At 71.7% G+C, this 18583-nt stretch carries 16 protein-coding genes, 1 tRNA gene and 2 pseudogenes; 12 read left to right on the top strand and 7 right to left on the bottom strand.

Going from position 1 to position 18583, the window contains the following annotated elements:
• The first annotated feature begins 14 nt into the window (after positions 1-14).
• Positions 15-899 carry a carbohydrate ABC transporter permease gene (locus tag BXA11_RS27055; protein ID WP_239105107.1) on the top strand — a complete coding sequence of 295 codons (885 nt, stop codon included), beginning with the start codon at positions 15-17 and terminating at the stop codon, positions 897-899.
• The gene (locus BXA11_RS27050) at positions 896-1789 is read left to right on the top strand and encodes a carbohydrate ABC transporter permease (protein WP_083744611.1); all 894 of its coding nucleotides are present in this window, start codon (positions 896-898) and stop codon (positions 1787-1789) included. The genes BXA11_RS27055 and BXA11_RS27050 overlap by 4 nt, the downstream gene beginning before the upstream one ends.
• A 17-nt stretch (positions 1790-1806) precedes the next feature.
• Here BXA11_RS27050 and BXA11_RS27045 read toward each other — a convergent pair whose 3' ends face one another.
• Positions 1807-2811, bottom strand: coding sequence for an ArsR/SmtB family transcription factor (locus BXA11_RS27045; protein ID WP_076439003.1), 1005 nt, complete (start codon positions 2809-2811; stop codon positions 1807-1809).
• On the opposite strand from BXA11_RS27045, the pseudogene BXA11_RS44875 reads away from it, so the two are divergent.
• Positions 2738-3973, top strand: a pseudogene (locus BXA11_RS44875) (MFS transporter); the annotation flags it as partial. The gene BXA11_RS27045 and the pseudogene BXA11_RS44875 overlap by 74 nt on opposite strands.
• A gap of 327 nt (positions 3974-4300) precedes the next feature.
• Here the strand turns inward: BXA11_RS44875 and BXA11_RS27035 are convergent.
• Both BXA11_RS27035 and BXA11_RS27030 read right to left on the bottom strand, forming a co-directional pair.
• Complete coding sequence (locus BXA11_RS27035; protein ID WP_239105106.1) at positions 4301-5359, bottom strand: LacI family DNA-binding transcriptional regulator; 1059 nt, start codon at positions 5357-5359, stop codon at positions 4301-4303.
• Positions 5360-5508: 149 nt separating this feature from the next.
• Positions 5509-6300 carry an IclR family transcriptional regulator gene (locus BXA11_RS27030; RefSeq protein ID WP_076438999.1) on the bottom strand — a complete coding sequence of 264 codons (792 nt, stop codon included), beginning with the start codon at positions 6298-6300 and terminating at the stop codon, positions 5509-5511.
• 89 nt (positions 6301-6389) lie between these two features.
• Here BXA11_RS27030 and BXA11_RS27025 point away from each other — a divergent pair, with 89 nt between their 5' ends.
• Positions 6390-7742, top strand: coding sequence for an MFS transporter (locus tag BXA11_RS27025; protein ID WP_083744610.1), 1353 nt, complete (start codon positions 6390-6392; stop codon positions 7740-7742).
• Here the strand turns inward: BXA11_RS27025 and BXA11_RS27020 are convergent, their stop codons facing one another.
• From BXA11_RS27020 to BXA11_RS27005, 4 genes are all read right to left on the bottom strand, one after another.
• Complete coding sequence (locus BXA11_RS27020) at positions 7743-8360, bottom strand: Uma2 family endonuclease (RefSeq protein WP_076438997.1); 618 nt, start codon at positions 8358-8360, stop codon at positions 7743-7745.
• A 50-nt stretch (positions 8361-8410) separates the two neighbouring features.
• Positions 8411-8962 carry a cysteine dioxygenase gene (locus BXA11_RS27015; protein ID WP_076438995.1) on the bottom strand — a complete coding sequence of 184 codons (552 nt, stop codon included), beginning with the start codon at positions 8960-8962 and terminating at the stop codon, positions 8411-8413.
• Positions 8959-9858, bottom strand: a complete 900-nt coding sequence (locus tag BXA11_RS27010; protein ID WP_076438993.1) for an amidohydrolase family protein — start codon at positions 9856-9858, stop codon at positions 8959-8961. The genes BXA11_RS27015 and BXA11_RS27010 overlap by 4 nt, the downstream gene beginning before the upstream one ends.
• Before the next feature lie 98 nt (positions 9859-9956).
• Complete coding sequence (locus BXA11_RS27005; RefSeq protein WP_076438990.1) at positions 9957-10328, bottom strand: phage holin family protein; 372 nt, start codon at positions 10326-10328, stop codon at positions 9957-9959.
• Positions 10329-10529: 201 nt separating this feature from the next.
• Between BXA11_RS27005 and BXA11_RS27000 the strand changes: the two genes are divergently transcribed.
• The 8 genes and pseudogenes from BXA11_RS27000 to BXA11_RS41560 all read left to right on the top strand — a co-directional run bounded on the left by BXA11_RS27000 (position 10530) and on the right by BXA11_RS41560 (position 18159).
• Positions 10530-10805: a hypothetical protein gene (locus BXA11_RS27000; RefSeq protein WP_076438988.1), complete on the top strand. Its 276-nt coding sequence runs from the start codon at positions 10530-10532 to the stop codon at positions 10803-10805.
• Between the two features lie 53 nt (positions 10806-10858).
• Entirely contained in the window at positions 10859-11563 is a 705-nt protein-coding gene (locus BXA11_RS26995; RefSeq protein WP_076438985.1) for a response regulator transcription factor, read from the top strand.
• Entirely contained in the window at positions 11560-12633 is a 1074-nt protein-coding gene (locus BXA11_RS26990) for a sensor histidine kinase (protein WP_076438983.1), read from the top strand. The genes BXA11_RS26995 and BXA11_RS26990 overlap by 4 nt, the downstream gene beginning before the upstream one ends.
• A 4-nt stretch (positions 12634-12637) precedes the next feature.
• Positions 12638-13024: an OsmC family protein gene (locus BXA11_RS26985; RefSeq protein ID WP_076438981.1), complete on the top strand. Its 387-nt coding sequence runs from the start codon at positions 12638-12640 to the stop codon at positions 13022-13024.
• A gap of 1257 nt (positions 13025-14281) precedes the next feature.
• Complete coding sequence (locus tag BXA11_RS45820) at positions 14282-14881, top strand: hypothetical protein (protein WP_076438979.1); 600 nt, start codon at positions 14282-14284, stop codon at positions 14879-14881.
• Positions 14882-14951: 70 nt separating this feature from the next.
• Positions 14952-15028, top strand: a tRNA-Lys gene (locus BXA11_RS26975).
• Between the two features lie 473 nt (positions 15029-15501).
• A pseudogene (locus BXA11_RS45815) lies at positions 15502-16365 on the top strand (DUF222 domain-containing protein); the annotation flags it as partial.
• Positions 16366-17157: 792 nt separating this feature from the next.
• The gene (locus BXA11_RS41560) at positions 17158-18159 is read left to right on the top strand and encodes an HNH endonuclease signature motif containing protein (protein WP_083744608.1); all 1002 of its coding nucleotides are present in this window, start codon (positions 17158-17160) and stop codon (positions 18157-18159) included.
• Positions 18160-18583 lie beyond the last annotated feature (424 nt).

The raw sequence follows: 18583 nt of genomic DNA, 5'->3' as shown, positions 1-18583 counted from the left end.
TACAAGTGACACGGGTGCGCAGATGGCTGCCCGGGCTACTCCTGGTGTCGCCGTCGATCATCCTCATCGCGGTCTTCGTGTACGGCCTGCTCGGCTGGAACTTCAAGCTCGCCATGACCGACAAGCACGACGAGATCGCGGAGATCCCCGGCAACTTCGTCGGGCTGGAGAACTTCACCGGAATCTGGAGCGAGGAGCGCTGGGGCCTTTCGGTCCGGCACGCGATCGTCTTCACCGTGGTCTTCGTCGGCGGCGCGCTCGTCCTCGGCTGGCTCCTCGCCTTCCTGATGGAGAAGGGCATCCGGGCGGAGAGCGGCTTCCGCGCCGTCTACCTGTTCCCGATGGCCGTCTCCTTCATCGCCACCGGCGTGGTCTGGCGCTGGCTGATGAACAGCGCGACGGGTGAGCACGCGGTCGGGCTCAACCGGCTCTTCCACTATCTCGGGCTCGACTTCCTGCAATGGCAGTGGTTCCGCGATCCCGACTGGGGAATGGCCGCCATGGCGCTCCCGGCGGTCTGGCAGATGTCCGGATACATCATGGCGTTGTTCCTCGCCGGGTTCCGGGGCGTGCCGGAAGAGCTGCGCGAGGCCGCCCGGGTGGACGGCTGCAGCGAGTGGGGGGTCTACCGGCACGTGGTGCTGCCGATGCTGCGCCCGGTGACGCTGTCCGCGCTGATCATCCTCGGCCACATCTCGCTGAAGGTCTTCGACCTCGTCGTCGCGGTGTCGGGCAAGCAGATCATCACCGACGTGCCCGCGACGTTCATGTGGACGGCGGTCTACGACTCCCACGACCCGGCGAAGGGCGCGACGATCGCGTCCTACATCGTGCTGTCCGTCGCCGTCTTCGTCGTGCCCTACCTGATCTGGGACGCCCGTAAGGGGAAGCGCTCATGACCGCGCACGTCGCCGAGAAGGCCCCGCGCACGGCGCCCGCCGCCCCGGTCCGCGACAAGGGCCGGGCCGGCATGTGGGTGCGGCTCGTCCTGCTGCTGCTGTTCGTCCTGGTCTTCCTGATCCCGGTCTACGTGCTGCTGGTCACGAGCTTCAAGCCGCTCACCGAGGCCGACCCCACGCAGGCGTGGAACCTCCCCAAGGTGTGGACGACCGAGGCGTGGAGCGTCGCCTGGGAGAAGCTCGAACCCGGAATCGTCAACAGCTTCCTGCTCGCGGTCCCCGGTTCGCTGATCTCCGCCGCCCTCGGGGCGCTCAACGGGTACGTGCTGTCCAAGTGGCGCTTCCCCGGCGCCGACGTGCTGTTCACGCTGTTCCTGTTCGGCATGTTCATCCCCTACCAGGGCGTGATGATCCCGCTGGTGCAGCTCATGGTGAACGTGGGCGACACGCTCGGCGTGCAGCTGTACGGCGGCATCCCCGGCCTGGTCCTCGCCCACGTGGTGTACGGCATCCCGATCTGCACGCTGATCTTCCGCAACTACTACGTCACGATCCCGGACGAGCTCATCGAGGCGTCCCGCGTCGACGGCGCGGGGATGCTGCGGACGCTCTGGTCGATCGTGCTGCCGGTCTCCGGCCCGGCGTTCGCCGTGGTGATCATCTGGCAGTTCACCTCGATGTGGAACGACTTCCTGTTCGCGGTCTTCCTCACCGGGCCGAGCTCCTGGCCGACCACGGTCATGCTCAACAACATCGCGGGCGCCGTGACGACGCCGTACAGCCAGCAGATGGCGGCGGCGATCCTGGCGTCCATCCCCACGATGGTCATCTACGTGCTGCTCGGCAGGTTCTTCATGCGCGGCCTCATGGCGGGCGCGCTCAAGGGCTGAGTCTCAAGGGCTGAGTCTCAGGAGCCGAGGGAGTCGAGGCGGCCGGCCACCAGCGCGTCCCCGAGCGGGGTGCGGCGGTAGAGGACCTGCCGTCCGACCCGGGCGCCGGCGACCAGCCCGGCCGCGCGCAGCGCGGTCAGGTGGCCGCCGGCCGTGCCCAGCGCCAGCCCGAGGCGGGCGGCGAGCTGCGTGGTGGTCGCCGGGGTCTCCAGCTCGGCCAGGATCCGGGCCCGAGACCTGCCGACCAGCCCGGCGAGCGCGGTCGCGCCGCCCGCCCGCGGCTGCGCAGCCGCCACCCCACGGGCGGGATACACCAGCGCGTACGGCCACGCCTCGTCGAGGTAGGCGATCACCTTGCGGACGAAGAGGCTGGGCAGGAACAGCAGGCCGCGGCCGCCGAGCCGGTGCCGTTCGTCCCGGCCGCCGGGTGCCGCCACCTCGATGCGGGCCGACGCCGGCCGCCAGCGGACCCGCGGGCCGAGGTCGTCGAGCGCCGCCGCCCAGCCGTACGTCGCCAGCCGCCCGGCCCGCTGGATCACGTCGCGCTCCAGGATCGCCCGGAAGCGGGGCCACTGCGGCGCGACCAGCTCGGTCCAGGTGCGCTCGATCCCGTCGGCCAGGAGCGCGACGACGTCGTCGTCCTCCAGGACCCCCATGATCTCGGCGGGCGGCGGCGGCCGCCCGTCCAGGGACATCGCGATCTCGGCCCGCGCCCGCTCCAGGGGTGTGGCCCGCATCGCCGCGATCTCCTCGGCGAAGGCGACGTCGATCCCGGTGGGCGGCGGCGCGATGAAGTCGGCGATGTAGGCGCCATGCCGGAACAGCGCGACCATCGCGCGCGCTCCCGGGCTGCCGGACAGCAGCCGAGCGAACCGGGGACGCGCCGTCGCGGCCCAGGACGCGTGCGCGCCCGCCTGCATCCGGCCCGACAGCATCCACATCGCGTGCATGGTCTCGTTGAGCGGGGAGATCGCGAACCGGCTGGCGGCGATGTCCTGCGGGCTCACCTCGATCCGGTACACACGCTCACCCTTCGGCCATTTCCGAAACGTTAGCGCGCCCGGGGGCCCCGCGCCGAGCATGGGCGCCGGGAGGTGCGCCGTGACCCAAGCCGCGAACCAGGCCGCGAACGAGGCTGCGAACCAGGAGAGATCGACGTTCCGGGCGTGTTTCGCCGTCGCGGAGTTCCGTGTGCTGTTCGGGAGCCAGCTCCTGCTGGTCCTGGGTGACACGGTGAAGATGCTCGCGTTCTCCGTGCTCGTCTACGCGCGGACGGGGTCGCCCGGGCTGGCCGCGCTGGCGTACATGATCGGGTTCCTCCCGCAGGTGGCGGGCGGGATGCTCCTGCTGTCGCTCGCCGACCGGTGGCGACCGCGGGCCCTCATGGTCGCGGGCGACCTCCTGCGGGTGGGCACGTGCCTGGTGCTCGGTATCGGCGGCCTCGGTATCGGTGACCTGCCGATCGGGGTCATGCTCGCGCTGGTGTTCGCGGCGGGGGTGCCCGCACCCCTGTTCTCGGCCGCGCGCGCCGCCGTGCTGCCCGACGTGCTGGCGGGGGACGCGTACGTGCTCGGCCGCGCCGTGTTCACCACGACCTCGGCGGGCGCGCAGGTCACCGGCCTGGCCGTCGGCGGGGCCCTGCTCGCCGTGACCGGCCCGCACGGGGCGCTGCTGATCACCGCCGCGCTCTCGCTGGGCAGCGCGGCGCTGACCCGTCGGGGGTTGCGCGACCGCCCGGCGCGTTCCCCCCGCCCCACGCGTTCCCCCCGCCCCACGCGTTCCCCCCGCCCCACGCGTTCCCCCCGCCCCACGCGTTCCCCCCGCCCCACGCGTTCGACTCGACAGGCGCGTTCGACTCGGCACACGCGTTCGACTCGGGACACGGGGGCCGTACGGACGACGCTGCGGGTCAACCGGGCGCTGCTGGCCGACCGGGCCGTCAGGGGACTGCTGCTGGCCGGGTGGCTGCCGCCGATGCTCTCGGTCGGTGCGGAGGCCGTCTACGTGCCCTACCTCACAGGTGAGGGATCGGCGTGGGGCGCGGGGGTCGTGCTGGCCGCCGCGGCGGCGGGCATGGGCGTGGGGGAGTTCGCCGTCGGCAGGTTCGCCGCGCCCGCCACGCGCGAACGGCTGACCCTCCCGCTGGCGCTCCTGCTGGGCGCGCCGCTGCTCGGGTTCGCGGCCCGCCCGGGGGTCGCCGGGGCGGCGGCGCTGGCCGCCCTGGCCGCGGCGGGGCTCGCCTACAACCTGGGGCTCCAGCGTCGGTTCCTCGATACGGTTCCCGAGGCCGCGCGCGGGCAGGCGTTCGGCCTGCAGACCTCCGGGTTGATGACGGCCCAGGCGCTGGGCGCCGCCGCCGTGGGCGCTGTCGCCGAGCTCGTGCCCGCCCATCTCGCCATCGCGTTGTCGGGCTGCGGCGTGATCGCCGTCGTGCTCGCGCTGCGCGGTGACCTGCGCGGTGACCTGCGCGGCGATCTGCGGGCGATCCGCGCGGCGGCCGGTCAGGGCGGGTCAGCCCGCCGTACGGTCCCGGAGGGGGAGGGGAGGACGCTCGCCCGAGCCCCGCGGAACCAGCCGCGTAGCCAGCTCGATCCTGCAGGTCGGCTCCTCGTCCCCGGACAGGCGCATGAACAGCAGGTCGGCGGCCGTACGGCCGAGCCGGGCGGGATCCTGGGCCACCACGGTGACGCCCAGCAGGTCGGCCAGTTCGAAGTCGTCGAACCCCACCAGGGCGAGGCCGGCTGCGGAGCCCGCGTCGGCGGCGTCGGTGAGCGACGCCAGCGCACGCAGGGTCTCCACGGTGGTGCGGCCGTTGCCGGTCAGCAACGCGGTCGGAGGCTCGGACGCCGTGAGCAGCCGGGTCAGGTCGGCCCGCATCCGCGCCGGGTCCGCAGGCCCCATGGCCACCAGGCCCTCGTCGTACGGCAGGCCGGCGGCGGCCAGCGCCTGCCGGTAGCCGCGCAGCCGTTCGGCGGCGGTGAAGATCCGGGGGGAGTCGCCGAGGAAGGCGATGCGGCGGTGGCCGTGCGCGATCAGATGGGCCGTGCCCATGCGGGCCCCGCCCACGTTGTCGCACAGGACGGTGTCGGCCTCGCATCCCGCGCCCGGCGGCCGATCGGCGAAGACCACCTTGATCCCGGCTTCGAGCTCGGGCGCGAGGTAGCCGTGGTCGCTTCCCGCCGGCACGATGATCAGCCCGTCCACGCGGCGGGCGCAGAAGGCCAGCACGACGTCGCGCTCGCGGGCCGCGTCCTCCCGGGACGACCCGGTGAACAGCAGATAGCCGTGGTGCAGCGCGGCGTCCTCGACGGCGCGGCTGAGGCTGGAGTAGAAGGCGTCGGCCACGTCCTCGATGACCAGGCCGATGCTCGCCGTGCGGCCCCGGCGCAGGATGCGCGCGCTGTCGTTGCGGCGGTAGCCGAGGCGCTCGATCGCCGCCTGCACGCGGCTCGCGGTCGCGGCGTTGACGCCGGGCTCGCTGTTGACGACGCGGGAGACGGTCTTGAGTGCCACACCGGCCGCGGCGGCCACGTCGTTCATGGTCGGACGGCCGCGTCTCGTCTCTTCCACGCAGGGATCATCTCCCATTTCACAACCCTAGACAACGTTGTCACTCTTCTGGTGAAAGTTGGTCGTTTTTGTGGGGAAGTGGGGGCGTGCGGGGGCCGAGTGCGCGGAGGCCGAGTGCGGGGGCCGGGTATGCGGGTGGGCGGCGCGGGTCACGGACTGCCGGGCTGTGCGCGGCTCGCGCCTCCGGTGGCGTGCAGGTCGGCCTCGATCCCGGCGGCGGTGGCGAGCAGCGGGGGGAGCAGGTCGCGGCGGGCCGACTCCACGGTGGTGCGGCTGGCGTGCGAGGAGATGTTGACGGCCGCCATCACCCGGCCGCCGCGGTCCCTGATCGGCGCGGCTATCGAGCGCAGCCCCTCTTCCAGTTCCTGGTCCACCATGGCCCAGCCCTGGGCCCGTACACGGTCGAGCGCGGCGCGCAGGGCGTCCGGCGAGGTGGTGGTGTGCGGGGTGAACCGCTCCAGGGCGGCGCGGGCGAGGTAGGCGTCGAGATCCTCCGGAGGGAGCCCCGCGAGCAGCACCCGGCCCATGGAGGTGCAGTAGGCGGGGAAGCGGGTGCCGATGGCGATCGTCACCCGCATGATCCGGGCCGTCGGCACGCGGGCCACGTAGACGATGTCGGTGTCGTCCAGCACGGAGACCGACGCCGACTCGTGCACCTCGGCGGCGAGCCGTTCCAGGTGCGGCAGCGCGACCTCGGGCAGGGAGAGGCTCGACAGGTAGGCGTAGCCGAGTTCGAGCACCCGGGGCGACAGCGCGAATAGCCGCCCGTCGGTCCGTACGTAGCCCAGGTCCGCGAGCGTCAGCAGGAACCTGCGCGCCGCGGCCCGGGTGAGACCGGTCTTGCGGGCCACCTCGCTGAGCGTCAGCTCCGGGCTCGCGGCGTCGAACGCCCGGATCACCGCCAGACCCCGGGCCAGCGACTGGACGTGCTCCTCCGCCATGGCCGCCCACCTCCCGACCGAACCCTAGCGCCAGGGCGGCCGGGGACGGACGGCCCTCGCGACACCGCGCCGGTAGGGTTTGGCGGGTGATGAGGGAGATCGTGGTTCGCCGCGGGGATGCGCTGCTCATCGCCGGATTCGTCCTGGCGGCGCTCAACCTGAGGCCCGCTCTCGCGGGCGTGTCACCGCTCCTCCCTGCCATCATGCGGGACCTCGGTCTCAGCCCCGCCGGAGGCGGCGCCATCACCACGGTGATGGTGGCGTGCCTCGGCCTGCTCGCCCCGGTCGCGCCCGCGCTGGCCGCCCGCATCGGGCTGGACCGCACGTTGCTGGCCGGCCTGCTCGTCCTGGCCGCCGGCGTCGCCCTGCGCAGCGCGGACGGCGTGCCCGCGCTGTACTGCGGCGCGGCCCTGGCCGGCACGGCCATCGCCGTCATGAACGTCGTCATGCCGGGCCTCGTCAAGCAGCACTTCCCGGACCGGGTCGGGCTCTTCACCGGCCTGTACGTCTCGGTCATGGTGAGCGGGGCGGCGGCGGCCTCGGCGGCGATGGTCCCGCTGGCGGGGCAGACCGGCTGGCGGGCGGCCGCGGGGGCGCCGGCCCTGCTCGCGCTGCTGGCGGCGGCCCTGTGGCGGCTGGCGCTCACCAAGGCTGCGCCACCTCGGCCGCCGCGGGCCCGGACGAAGGCTGCGCCGCCTCCGGAGCCGCGAGCCCGGACGAAGGCGGCCCAGCCGGAGGTCCCCCCGGCCGAGACGGCACGAGCGGCGGCGGGCGCGCAGCAGCTCGCGTCTCCGGCGCCGTCGTCCCCTGAGACACGCGAGGCCCGCGGTTCCCGGCCCGGGGACCCCGGCCGCCGGCCGTACGCGACGCTGCTCCGCGCGCCGGCGACGTGGCCGGTCATGGCGTTCATGGGGCTGCAGTCGCTGACCTTCTACGTCGTGCTGGCCTGGCTGCCGACCGTGTTCCAGGCCGCCGGACTGCCCGCCGACGAGGCGGGATACCTGCTGGGCCTGACGAACCTCGTGCAGATCGTTGCGGCGCTGGTCGTCCCCCTGCACGCGGGCCGGGCCCGCTCCCAGGCGCCGCACGTGGCCGCGGCCGCGCTGCTGACCGTCGCCGGATATCTGGGGGTGCTGCTCGCGCCCACCGTCACACCGTGGCTTTGGATGATCGTCCTCGGGCTCGGCCAGGGGGCCTCGATCGCGCTCGCCCTGCTGATCATCACGCTGCGGGCGCCCGATCCGGCCTCGGTGACCGCGCTGTCGGCGGTCGCCCAGTCGAGCGGCTACCTGCTGGCCGCGATCGGGCCGCTCGCGTTCGGCCTGCTCCACGAGCTGTCCGGCGGCTGGACGGTGCCCCTGCTCGCCGGGCTCGGGGCGTGCGCCCTCCAACTGGTGTCGGGGATGCTCGCCGCCCGCCCGGCGCCGGAACAGGCGGGATAGTCAGCGCGGCAGCCGATCGAGGTCGATGGTGATGGGGAAGGGGGCGTCCACCGCGAGGCGGGCGTGGTGGACGCCGGTCACCTGATATCCGGCGCCGTCGGCGTCGAGTTCGAAGGAGTAGACGAAGGGCCGGAAGTCGGTGCTCTCGACCCGCCAGAAGTGGGGGATGCCGGCCGCCGCGTAGTGCCGCGGCCGCATGTCGCGGTCCGGCTCGGCCGAGTCGGGGCCGACGACCTCGATGACCAGGCGCACCTCCTCGGCGAGGTAACAGGTCCTCCGGTCGTCGGAGGCGGCGAGGTCGTCCACCAGGGACACGTCGGGACGGGCGCGCCGATCGGGGCCCAGCAGGACGTCCATCCGGCTGACCGCCACCAGGTCGCCAGGGACCTGCGCGTTCAGGACCGTGCGCAGGCCGTAGGTCATGCGCTCGTGGAATCGGGTCTGGGGGCTCGTGGGGATGAGGCCGGCGTCGGGGCGATCGGCGCCGGAGTGGTCGGCGCGGTCATCGCCGTCCCGCCGCTCGGCGGCGGGGGGCCGGAGCCGGGAGAACCGATCGGAGACGCCCCCGGCCCCGCCTCCCGGGCGGGGCTGGAGCCAGTCATCGAGCACGCTGGTCATGGCAGAAGCCTAGCGTCACCGTGTGTGATGAACGAACTACTCGCGTCGCCCTAAGCCGGGTCGAGCGGGCGCAATTCGTCGGCGTATCCGACCGAAAGACGGCGCATGGTCCCGTCATCGGTGATGGAGTACTGCCCCATGCGCCACAGCGGTGGCGAGTACGCGTGGATCGAGACCGAGCCGGGCGCCTCACCGGTCAGCCGGTGGATGTGGTCGGGCCCGAACGAGAAGGCCTCGCCCTCCACGACCGGCGTCTCCAGGTGGACGCCGCCGATGCGCGGGTTGCACTCCTTCAGCTCGCCGGCCACCACGCGGACCGCGCCGGAGGAGACGTCGTGGTCGTGCCAGCCGGTGTCGTCCCCGGGCCGCCAGCACAGCAGCCATACGTCCACGTACGAGTCGCGGTGCAGCGAGACGTAGTGGCGTCCCCCGTCCTGCGCGCCCTCGAAGCCGAGGTGGTGACGCCACAGCTCGGGCCGGGCGGCCAGGTCCTCGACCAGGGCGAGCAGCTCGCGGCGGTCGAGCGCGCGGGCGGGCAGGTCCCCGAAGGGACCGGACGAGGAGGCGCAGAGCGCGCCTTCCTGGATCGTGGGCGTGCTCATTGGTGCGACTCCTTCCGGGACAGCAGGCGGCCGGGGTTGGCCACGCGGACGGCATGATCGACAGCTCGTTGTGCGGGGTCGCCGGGGTCCGGCCACGCCGACTCGGCGTACGGCTGGTCGCTCCCGGCGACGAGGACGTCGATCCCCAGTTCGCGGATCACCGCGTCGGCGGCCCGGGGGCCGTAGGACGACGTCTCAAGGAACAGATCGGGATCCACCAGGCCGCGACCGGTGGCGCCCCGGCTCAGCTGGCGCTCCCTGTGCAGCGGGGCCAGCCCGGCCAGCAGCGCGAAGCACACCTTCAGCCGGGGATGCCGGGGCCGGCCGAACGCCTCGAAGGCGTACCAGGCGGCGTGCATCTGCTGCACGTACGGCACGACGGCGGCCCACCAGGCCGGGCCCGCCGCCGCGGCGGGACCTGGGTGGACGAACAGCGGCAGGCCGCGCTCTTCCAGCACGTCGAGCAGCGGGGCGGCCAGGGCCAGCCCCCGGGCGTCGCCGAGCGCGGTCGCCGGAAGCTGCAGCCCGGCCAGGCCCTGGTCGAGGGCGTGCGAGAGCCGTACGGGATCGGGGTCGGTCACCGGGGCGGCGGCCCAGGCCCCGAACGGCGCGGGCAGCGCGTGGGCGTCGGCGTGATAGGCGTCGATGAGCGGCCACGCCTCCTCCGGCGGCAGCTGCTCGATCCCGAGCGGGCTCGACAGGGAGACGAGGGCGAGGTCGAGGTGGGCGTTGCGCTTGCGCCGGATCTCCACGTCGTGGTCGGCCGGATCCGCCTCGTACGGCGGCTCGCCGTCGAGGACGAGCGTCCATCCGTCCAGGTATGGCGGGCGGGTGCGGTGGCGCAGCGCGTCGACGAGGGACGGCGTCCACAGGTGCTGGTGCACGTCCACGCTCATCGGCCGGCTCCTTCGCGAAGTACTAATTCCCTACTGAGAATACATGCTTTCGCGTCAGGTGTGACCCCGGGGCGGATGACGCACCCGCCCCGGGCCGGTCAGTCGTCGCCGAGGATCATGTTGAGGATCCAACTGATCACGCCGACGACGATGGCGCCCCAGAAGGCGGCCACGAATCCGTCGACGTGGAAGGGGAGGTCGAGCTGCTCGGCGAGCCAGCTCGTGAGCAGGAGCAGGGCGGCGTTCACCACCAGGGCGAACAGCCCGAGCGTGAGCACGTAGAACGCGCAGCCGATCGTCTTGATGATCGGCTTGATGACGGCGTTCACGAGGCCGAAGATCAGCGCGACCGCGAGGAGGGTGCCGATCTGCTTGGCGGTGGAACCGGCGCTGACGGTGATGCCGTCCACCAGCTTGGTGGACGCCCACAGGGCCGCGGCCACCACGATGATCTTGAGTATGACCTTCACCTCAAGAATCCTTCCATGGCACGGCAAAGAGTGCGCGGTTCGCGGGTGGCCGGAATGGGCGGCCCGCGCCGAGGGCGGGAGGAGCTGTGCCGAGGGCCGGGGGGACCGTAAAAAGCCGGTCCGATTCCGGCGGTCTTTCTCCCACCTCGGGGGTATAAGCGGCAAACCTGGGGGAAACCGACGAGTTGGGGGTGAGATCGGATGGACGTGGAAGAGCTCGAGTCGCTCCCCGCGAAGGAGCTGCACGACCGTGCCGTGCGCTACGCCGTACGGCACGGCGACCTGGGATTCCTGTGGGATCTGCTGAAGGTCATCCCGGCGGCCGAGGCCGCGAGCGGCAACAGCGACGAGACCGCGAACGACCTCAGCAGGGTCTCGGCGCTGCTCAGCGACGCGATCGGGGCGGGCGAGGGCGAGCTCGGCGACGCGCTCCGGCCGGTCTATGTCGATTATCTGTCCAAACACCCTGACGCCTGAGCAAAGGGACGAACGCTCAGCAACTTCTCATCTCCGCACGTCACAATGGCGATGTGGTCAAGACACAGGTGCTGGTCGTCGACGACGAACCCGAGGTCCGCGACGCGATCGCGCGGGCGCTGCGCGTGGAGGGGTACGGCGTGGCGACCGCCGCGGACGGCATGGACGCCCTCGACGCCATCGACGGTGCGGCGCCCGACCTCGTGGTGCTCGACGTGCTCATGCCGGGCATGAACGGCATCGAGGTCTGCCGGACGCTGCGCGGAGACGGCAACCGGCTGCCCGTGCTCATGCTGACGGCCCTGGACGGCATCGGCGACAGGGTGGCCGGCCTGGACGCGGGAGCCGACGACTACCTGGTGAAGCCGTTCGCGCTCGAGGAGCTGTTCGCCCGGGTGCGCGCCCTGCTCCGCCGCGCCGCGCCGCCCCCGGAGGCCGGGTTCGCCGACCTGGTCCTGCTGCCCGACAGCAGGCAGGCCCGCCGCGGCCGGCGGCTCATCGACCTGACCAGGACCGAGTACGCCCTGCTCGATCTGCTGATCCGCAACGGCGGCCAGGTGCTGACCCGGCAGCTCATCCTCGAACGCATCTGGGGCTACGGCTTCCGGCCCGGGTCGAACCCCCTGGAGGTCTACATCGGTTATCTGCGCAAGAAGACCGAGGCGGGGGGCGAGCCGCGGCTGATCCACACCGTCCACGGCCTCGGGTACGCGCTCAGGGAGCCCACCGCTTCTCCCGTCACCGGGGAGGAGCCGTGAAGCTCCGGTGGCGGCTCGCGATGGCCTCCGCGCTGGCCGGCGCGGTGAGCGTGATCGTCGCGATCGTGGCCGCCTACGTCATCACCTGCCGCCGGGTCGATTGGGCGATGGACCACTACGGGACGTACGAGCGCTACGGAGGCTACGGCGATGCGCCCCCCAACGGCGTGCTGGCCGCCCTCGCCGACGTCGACGACCTGGGCTGGCCGTTCTTCGCCGTGGCGCTCGGCGGCCTGGTGCTGTCGGGGGCGCTCGGCTGGCTGGCCGCCCGGGCGGCGCTGCGGCCGGTCAACGCGCTCAAGGACGCGGCGGGACGGGTGGCGACCACCCGGGATCTGACCACCAGGATCGACGTGACGGGGGACGACGAGCTCGGCAGCCTGGCCCGCAGCTTCAACACCATGCTCGATGCCCTGGAACGCTCCGCGAAGTCGCAGAAGCGCCTCGTCGCCGACGCCTCCCACGAGCTGCGCACCCCGCTCACCGCCCTGCGGACCAACATCGAGCTGCTGATGAGAGGTGACCTGCCGCAGGAGGTCCACGAGGAGGTGAGCCGGGCCGTGATGAGCGGTCTGGAGGAGCTCACGGCGCTCGTCTCCGACGTGGTCGAGCTGGCCCGCGACGAGGAGCCCGCCGTGCTCGTGGAGAGCGTGCACCTCGACGAGCTCGTGGAGCGGGAGGTCACCAGGGCGGCCAGGCACTGGCCGTCGACGGCGTACTCCCTGTCGGCGGAGCCGACGGTGGTGCGGGGAGTGCCCGACCGGCTCGCCCGGGCCGTCGCCAACCTGCTCGACAACGCGGCCAAGTACAGCCCGTCCGGCGGTCTGGTCGAGGTGTCGTTGCGGGGCGGCGTGCTGACGGTGCGCGACCACGGGCCCGGCATCTCCCCGGATGACCTGCCGCACGTCTTCGACCGCTTCTACCGCGCGCCTTCGGCGCGGTCGCTGCCCGGATCGGGGCTGGGCCTGGCCATCGTGGGCCAGGTCGTGGACAGCCACGGCGGTAGCGTGTCGGCCAGTACCGCCCCAGGTGGAGGGACGCTCGTCCGGCTGGCGCTGCCAGTAGGGTGAGGTCATGGGCTCTGTACGCGTCGAGCGCACCGAAGACGGGTTCGTCGCCCGCAACGAGCGCGGTGCCGAGATCACGATGGGCTCCGGTGACGGTCTGTTCACCCCGGTGGAGCTGCTGCTGGCCGCCGTCGGCGGCTGCAACGTCATGACGGTCGAGCCGCTCACCGCCAAGCGCGGCCACCGGCTTGTACGGCTGGCCGTCGAGGTCTCCGCCGAGAAGGAGAGCCCGACGCTGCTGCGATCGGTCACCGTGACCTACGACGTGGAGTTGCCTCCGGAGGACACCGGCGAGGTCTTCGAGGCCGTCGCCGAACGGGTCCACGAGCGCCACTGCACGGTGAGCCGGTCGCTCCAGAAGGGCACCGAGGTCAGGCTGGACCTCGGGAAGTAGCACGGGCGGGCGGAGCCCGTTCGGATGTAGGCCGGAAATCAACCTGCCTATGACGAGTTCATGACAGGGCCGCTTGTACTGTTGAAGCAGGTCCTCGGAAGAGGGCGACAGACTTTCTTAATAAAGGACGCGGATGGGGGAACCGCGTCCAGAAAGCGGGGGCCCGCCGGTGCCTTTGGGGAGGGCATTCCTGGCGGAACCGCTTTGATCCGGAGCCGGGCAGTTGGGGGACTGCCCGGCTCCGGCATTTCCAGGGTCCTGTACCCGTTCTCCGCCCCGTCGTCCCCTCCTCGCCGGCGGGGTGTCCACGAGCTTCGGCCGGGTCGGACACTGCGCCGAGCTCCGATCCTCCGCGAAGCCCGCTCCGCTCCACTCATGTCCGAGCCTTCGGTGCGGCCCGCTCCGCCCGCGTCCGGGCCTTCGCTCCGGTCCGCTCCGGTCCGCTCCGGTCCGCTCCGGTCCGCTCCGCTCCGCTTCACCCGTGTCCGGGCCTTCGCTCCGGCCTCCCCACCACGGTGAACATCGATGGACAGTGCACTGGACAGGGAACGGGCCTCGGCCCGGGCCGCCCTCGGTGAGCCCGAAAGTGTCCTCTGCGTCCTCGCCGGCGAACGGGCCTCGCTCCCGCCGTCCCGGCAGAGTCCGATAATCCCCTCCCCGTCCTTGCGACGGAGCGGGGCTCGTCCCGGCCCATCCCGGGGAAAACGACCTTTGCCTTGGTAAACCGGCGGTCTTCCTCTCGCTCGGCGGCTCCACTTTTGCTGTGAGCTGCTTCAGCGCGCCGTCCCCGGTGATTTCCTTTGTGGTCTCTTGCCGTACGGCCTCTGCGCTTTACCGTGTGTGGATCGCGCCTGCGGTCACGCACCGTCAACATCACAAAGGTGAGGCGGCGAGCCGTGGGCCCTCTTGGGGTAAACAGGGCCAGGGGTAGATCTTCTGGGCGCTATGCGACGTATACTTTGCTTCATCCTGACTCGTCCTGTAGTGTCCTATTTGCCGCCGACCGGTGGCTGGATTGGACTTGGAGAGGAGATCACCGTGGGTGACCCCACATCGACCTCTGAGCCAAGGCATCTCGGATCACACGTCTGACTCACGACGGCCTTCCGGCCGATCGCCATAGCTTCAGCGCACACGCCTCCGGGTGACCGACTTCTTCCGCCCGGACACGTGGCCCGTCTTCGTGGTCTGCCGCACGCAGGTCCCTAGATGACGCATGGCCATTCTTTGTCGTCTCACGAAAGATCCCCAGCCCTGATGAAGACTCTGTTTGGCCTGCGTGGCAACCGACGCCTCACCGCCGCGGCGACGCTTGTCGGTGCGGCGGCCGTCACCGCGTCCCTCGTGGCCGCCGTGCCCGCGCCCGTCGAGCAGCCGGTCAAGGAGGCCGCAAACGTTTCCGCCGCCCTGCCGGCGCTCCAGCCCTCCCTCGCCATTCCGGCGCACGAAGAGGTCCTGCTCCAGGGCAGCACCACCGGCTCCTACTTCTGGGACGACGCCTCGGGCCGCCAGGGCGACACGGGCACGCCGGCCATCGGCGCACCCATGCAGCAGGGGCTGTTCGCCAGCCCGAGCTGGCCGCTCGGCACCGAGGGCTACATCTTCTACAAGGGCAAGAAGGCCAAGTTCTTCATCGGCGACCGCGGCCCGGGCGTTCCCTCGGACAGCGGCGTCATGCTCGACATCGACGGCAAGACCTTCGCCGAGCTCACCGGCACCACCTGGAACGAGGACACGCTGAGCGTCAGCGGCGACGAGGGCCACATCCCGATCCAGTACGTCATCACCAAGTGGGGCGACGGGCCGGGCCTGCGCGGCGAGCCGGTTCCCTTCTCCAGCGGCGCCTGGCGGAGCTGAGCCACGACATACCGATCACCGAGCGATGTGCGCGACCTTCGCGGGACTGCTAAGGTTACGGACATCGCGGGCGCCGCTAGCTCAGTTGGTTAGAGCAGCTGACTCTTAATCAGCGGGTCCGGGGTTCGAGTCCCTGGCGGCGCACCAGATGAAAGCCCAGGTCGGCATAGCCGACCTGGGCTTTCTCTATCTCTGCGGCCCTCCGCGCCCTGCCTTCCCCGCGCCGTCTTCCGTGCCCCCGTCTTCCGTCCCCCTGCCTTCCCCGCGTGGCCTGTCGTGCCCCCCGCCTTCCCCGCGTGGCCTTCGGCCCCCGTCTTCCGGGCCCCCGTCTTCCGGGCCCCGTCCTCCGCGTGCGGTCTTCCGCTCCGCTCCGCTCGCTCGATCTCGGCTTGTGGATAGGGCGTCGGTTGTGATCCCACGTTTGTGCTGGTCAAGCTTGTTTTCGAGCACGTGTTCGGCTAGCCTCTGAAGTAGTTGTTACGGATCATGCGGTTGGCGTTCTGGTCTGTGGCCTCTGTGCCGGTTGATGAAGTAGCCGAGTCTGTGTGAGTAAGTTCCGGTCCAGGTGACCGGGAGCCCATGGTGCTTTCGTCTTCGGCCTGTGAAGGAGGTCCCCGCCGATGCCAGGCCCGTCCGCGTCCGCCTTGTTTCAGGTGCCCTCCACGCGGCCCAGGACACAGGGACGGTGCGGGCAGAGCGTCCCGTCCGTCGCTCGCGCGCCTGGCGCGCCCACTTCGCCGCCTGCGCCGTCCGCTTCTGATCGTGCCCGCTCCTCCTCTCCGCACAGGGTGAGCGGGGCCGGCGCGTCGCCGCCGCCGCGCACTGCGGTTCCGATTCCGGACGGGCTCACGATGACACCTCCAGGTGCCGAACTGGCCGGGCTGCTCGCCGAGGTGAATGTGGAGCGCGTCTCGGGGTTCGACACGGTGGAAGTGCTCAAGGCGGCCTACCGGCAGGTCTGCCATGACCGGGCGTGGTTCTTGCGGACCTTGCTGGAGGTGGGACTGCGGGACTCGTTCTCGGGCAACGACGTGGTGCGGTTGGAGGTGCCGGACGAGTTCGGCCCGGATGAGGCGCGGGCGGCACTGGTGTGGTCACGCCGCCGCGCCGATTCAACCTTCGAGCTGGCGTGGAATGTTCACCGCCGGTTGCCGATCCTGGGCGAGGCGATGCTGGCCGGGATCTTGGACGAACCCCGGGCGGTTGCGTTCGTCCGTTGGACCGTGGGGTTGACCGACGAGCAGGCCGCTCTCGTGTGCGACCAGCTCGTGCCCCAGGCGTCCTCTTGGACGGTGGGGGAGTTGATCGAGCGGATCCAGCGCCTGGCGTTGGCGATCGATCCTGCCTGGGCCGAGCGCCGGTACGCCGAGGCGGTACGCCGCCGCCGTGTAGTGGGGACTCGCACTGAGGACGGCACCGCAACCGTGTCCGGACTGGATCTGCCACTGGATCGGGCGGCGGCCGGGTGCGACCGAATCGACGAATTGGCGCGGGCGTGTAAGCGGGCCGGCGACCGTCGTCCAATCGACCACATCCGGGTGGACCTCTTCCTCGGAAGCCTGGACGGTACGTTCGAGGGGATGTCGGATGAGGAGATTGTCACCCACGTCCTCTGCCACCCCTTTCACGACAACCTCGCCGCCCAAGAGGACGATGACGGTGACGCGCCCGATGGTGACCCCAGCGTCGGCGGCAGTAGCGGGGGCGGCGATGACGGCCCTGACCGCCCCGGAGGCCGTGACGGCGTTCGTCCTGGCACCGACGACCCCAACCTTTCTGACGGTGACACCAGCGTCGGCGGCAGTAGCAGGGGCAGTGGTGACGGCCCTGACCACCCCGGAGGCCGTGGCATGCGTCCTGACGGTGACCTTGATGAGTCGGGTGGCGGTCACATCGGCGGGGCCAGCGGCGCCGACGGTTTCGCCGACGCCGACGCCGACGCCAACGCCGACGCCGACGCCGACGCCGACGCCGACGGTGGCGCGGCCGCGGACGTCCGTGACGCCGAGACCTGCAGCCATTCAAAGGATGGAGCTGGCGGGTTGTCGCCCGCGAGCGGCTCACACTTAACGGAGCCATACCCGGCAGGGCCGGAAGGAACAGCGCCTCAAGTGCCTACGCCTGATCAGCAGACAGGGCGGGGTGGGGCCGAGTCTGACAAGCGAGTGCCCGACATAGCTGGGTCCGGTAAAGCCGGGCCCGCTAGGGCGGGGTTCCGGCATGCCCAAGCTCGTACTCAGGCGGATGCCGATGCCCGGCCGGGCACCGGAGGGTGGATGGTGCGAGAGATCCGGGTGGAGCTCACCACGCTGCTCGGCCTGGACGAGCATCCCGCCCAGCTGCCTGGCTGGGGAGTTGTCCACCCCTGCCTGGCCCGGCGCATCGTCGAGGGCATGCTCGCTGGGCAGTGGCGATACGCCATCTGCTACGACAGTGGCCATCTGGCGCTGACCGGGCTCACCCGGGCCCGCCCCCACACCCCCGGCCGGAACCGCCCCGCCCGTGACCGGCGGCGTGGCGGTCTCGTCGAACTACAGATCACCCTCAGTCACCTGCGGATGCTGGTCGCCCAGCCCGTCGGCGTCCTAGGAGCGTGGGCGCCGGTCGTCGCGGAGTTGTCTACCCACGCCGCCCCCCTCCTGACCACCGGCGAGGCCGCCACCGCTTCCGTCGGCACCGTGTCCGTCGGCGCTGCACCTGATAGCACCGCATTCGATGGCACCGCCCTGGGCGGCCCCGTCCAGAGTGCTGCCGTACAGGACCGCGATGAGGCAGACGCCCGGCACGGGGACCGGTACGGGAACGGCATGGCGGACGGGCGAGCAGAGGGGTCGGCGGACGGCGCGGCGGATTCGGAGCGGCGGCGTCAGGCCGGAGCGGCGTTACGACGATATGTGCAAATCCGGGGCCGGGTCTGCTCCTGGCCCGGTTGCCGCACGCCCGCCACCCGGACCGACCAGGACCACATCCTCCCATGGGCTGAGCAGGGGCCCACGAAGGCGGAGAACCTGCACCTGGCCTGCCGCCACGACCACCGCGCCCGGCACCACGGCGGCTGGCGCGTCAGCACCGCCGGCCCGCACCTGGTTGTCTGGACCAGCCCGCTGGGGCACCGCTACCCCAGCCCTCTTCCGAAGATCATCATCACCACCTGCAGTCCTCATCCCCGCAGCCAGACCAGCACACCGGCCTACCGGTACCTCGGCGACCTCTCCGACACCCCCACCATGAGTCCGGCCAGCGAACCACCGCTCCCGCAGGAGGCTCCCCAAGCGTAGACGGGAGTAGCAACGCCACCGAAGCCGGAGGGCGAGGCCGGGACGCACGGATCGTTGCTCGGAGGCGAACGTGACGAACCGCCGTTCTGACACCTCCCAGGACCGACAGGCAGGGCTGGACACGGAGCGGTCGAACATGGAGCGGTCGAACACGGAACGGCCAGGCCGCCGAGCGACCAGCCACCGAGTGACCAGGCGCGGGGCGACCAGGCACGGGGCGGGAAGGCATCGAGCGAGCAGGCACAGGGCGACCAGCCATCGAGTGACCAGGCACCGGGCGAGCAGGTACCGAGCGACAGCCGAGCCGGTGGGAGGGGCCGGGTGGGTCGATTGGGCCGGGTCGCCTCCCGCGGGGCCGCCCCGCGCCGCGCGAGCCCGCGCCGGCTCCGCCGCCGGGCCGGCCGCGCCAGGTCGACTGGGCCGG

Origin of the sequence: Microbispora rosea (assembly GCF_900156315.1) — a bacterium.
GTDB lineage: Bacteria > Actinomycetota > Actinomycetes > Streptosporangiales > Streptosporangiaceae > Microbispora > Microbispora rosea.
Note: the sequence above shows the minus strand (reverse complement) of the source record. Positions and strands in the feature narration are given on the sequence as shown.

Bases quoted from the DNA above. Each gene is read 5' to 3' on its own strand.
- BXA11_RS27050 (WP_083744611.1), top strand. From the start codon at position 896: ATGACCGCGCACGTCGCCGAGAAGGCCCCGCGCACGGCGCCCGCCGCC.
- BXA11_RS27030 (WP_076438999.1), bottom strand. From the start codon at position 6,300: ATGGCGGAGGAGCACGTCCAGTCGCTGGCCCGGGGTCTGGCGGTGATC.
- BXA11_RS27025 (WP_083744610.1), top strand. From the start codon at position 6,390: ATGAGGGAGATCGTGGTTCGCCGCGGGGATGCGCTGCTCATCGCCGGA.
- BXA11_RS27020 (WP_076438997.1), bottom strand. From the start codon at position 8,360: ATGACCAGCGTGCTCGATGACTGGCTCCAGCCCCGCCCGGGAGGCGGG.
- BXA11_RS27015 (WP_076438995.1), bottom strand. From the start codon at position 8,962: ATGAGCACGCCCACGATCCAGGAAGGCGCGCTCTGCGCCTCCTCGTCC.
- BXA11_RS27010 (WP_076438993.1), bottom strand. From the start codon at position 9,858: ATGAGCGTGGACGTGCACCAGCACCTGTGGACGCCGTCCCTCGTCGAC.
- BXA11_RS27000 (WP_076438988.1), top strand. From the start codon at position 10,530: ATGGACGTGGAAGAGCTCGAGTCGCTCCCCGCGAAGGAGCTGCACGAC.
- BXA11_RS26985 (WP_076438981.1), top strand. From the start codon at position 12,638: ATGGGCTCTGTACGCGTCGAGCGCACCGAAGACGGGTTCGTCGCCCGC.
- BXA11_RS45820 (WP_076438979.1), top strand. From the start codon at position 14,282: ATGAAGACTCTGTTTGGCCTGCGTGGCAACCGACGCCTCACCGCCGCG.
- BXA11_RS41560 (WP_083744608.1), top strand. From the start codon at position 17,158: ATGGTGCGAGAGATCCGGGTGGAGCTCACCACGCTGCTCGGCCTGGAC.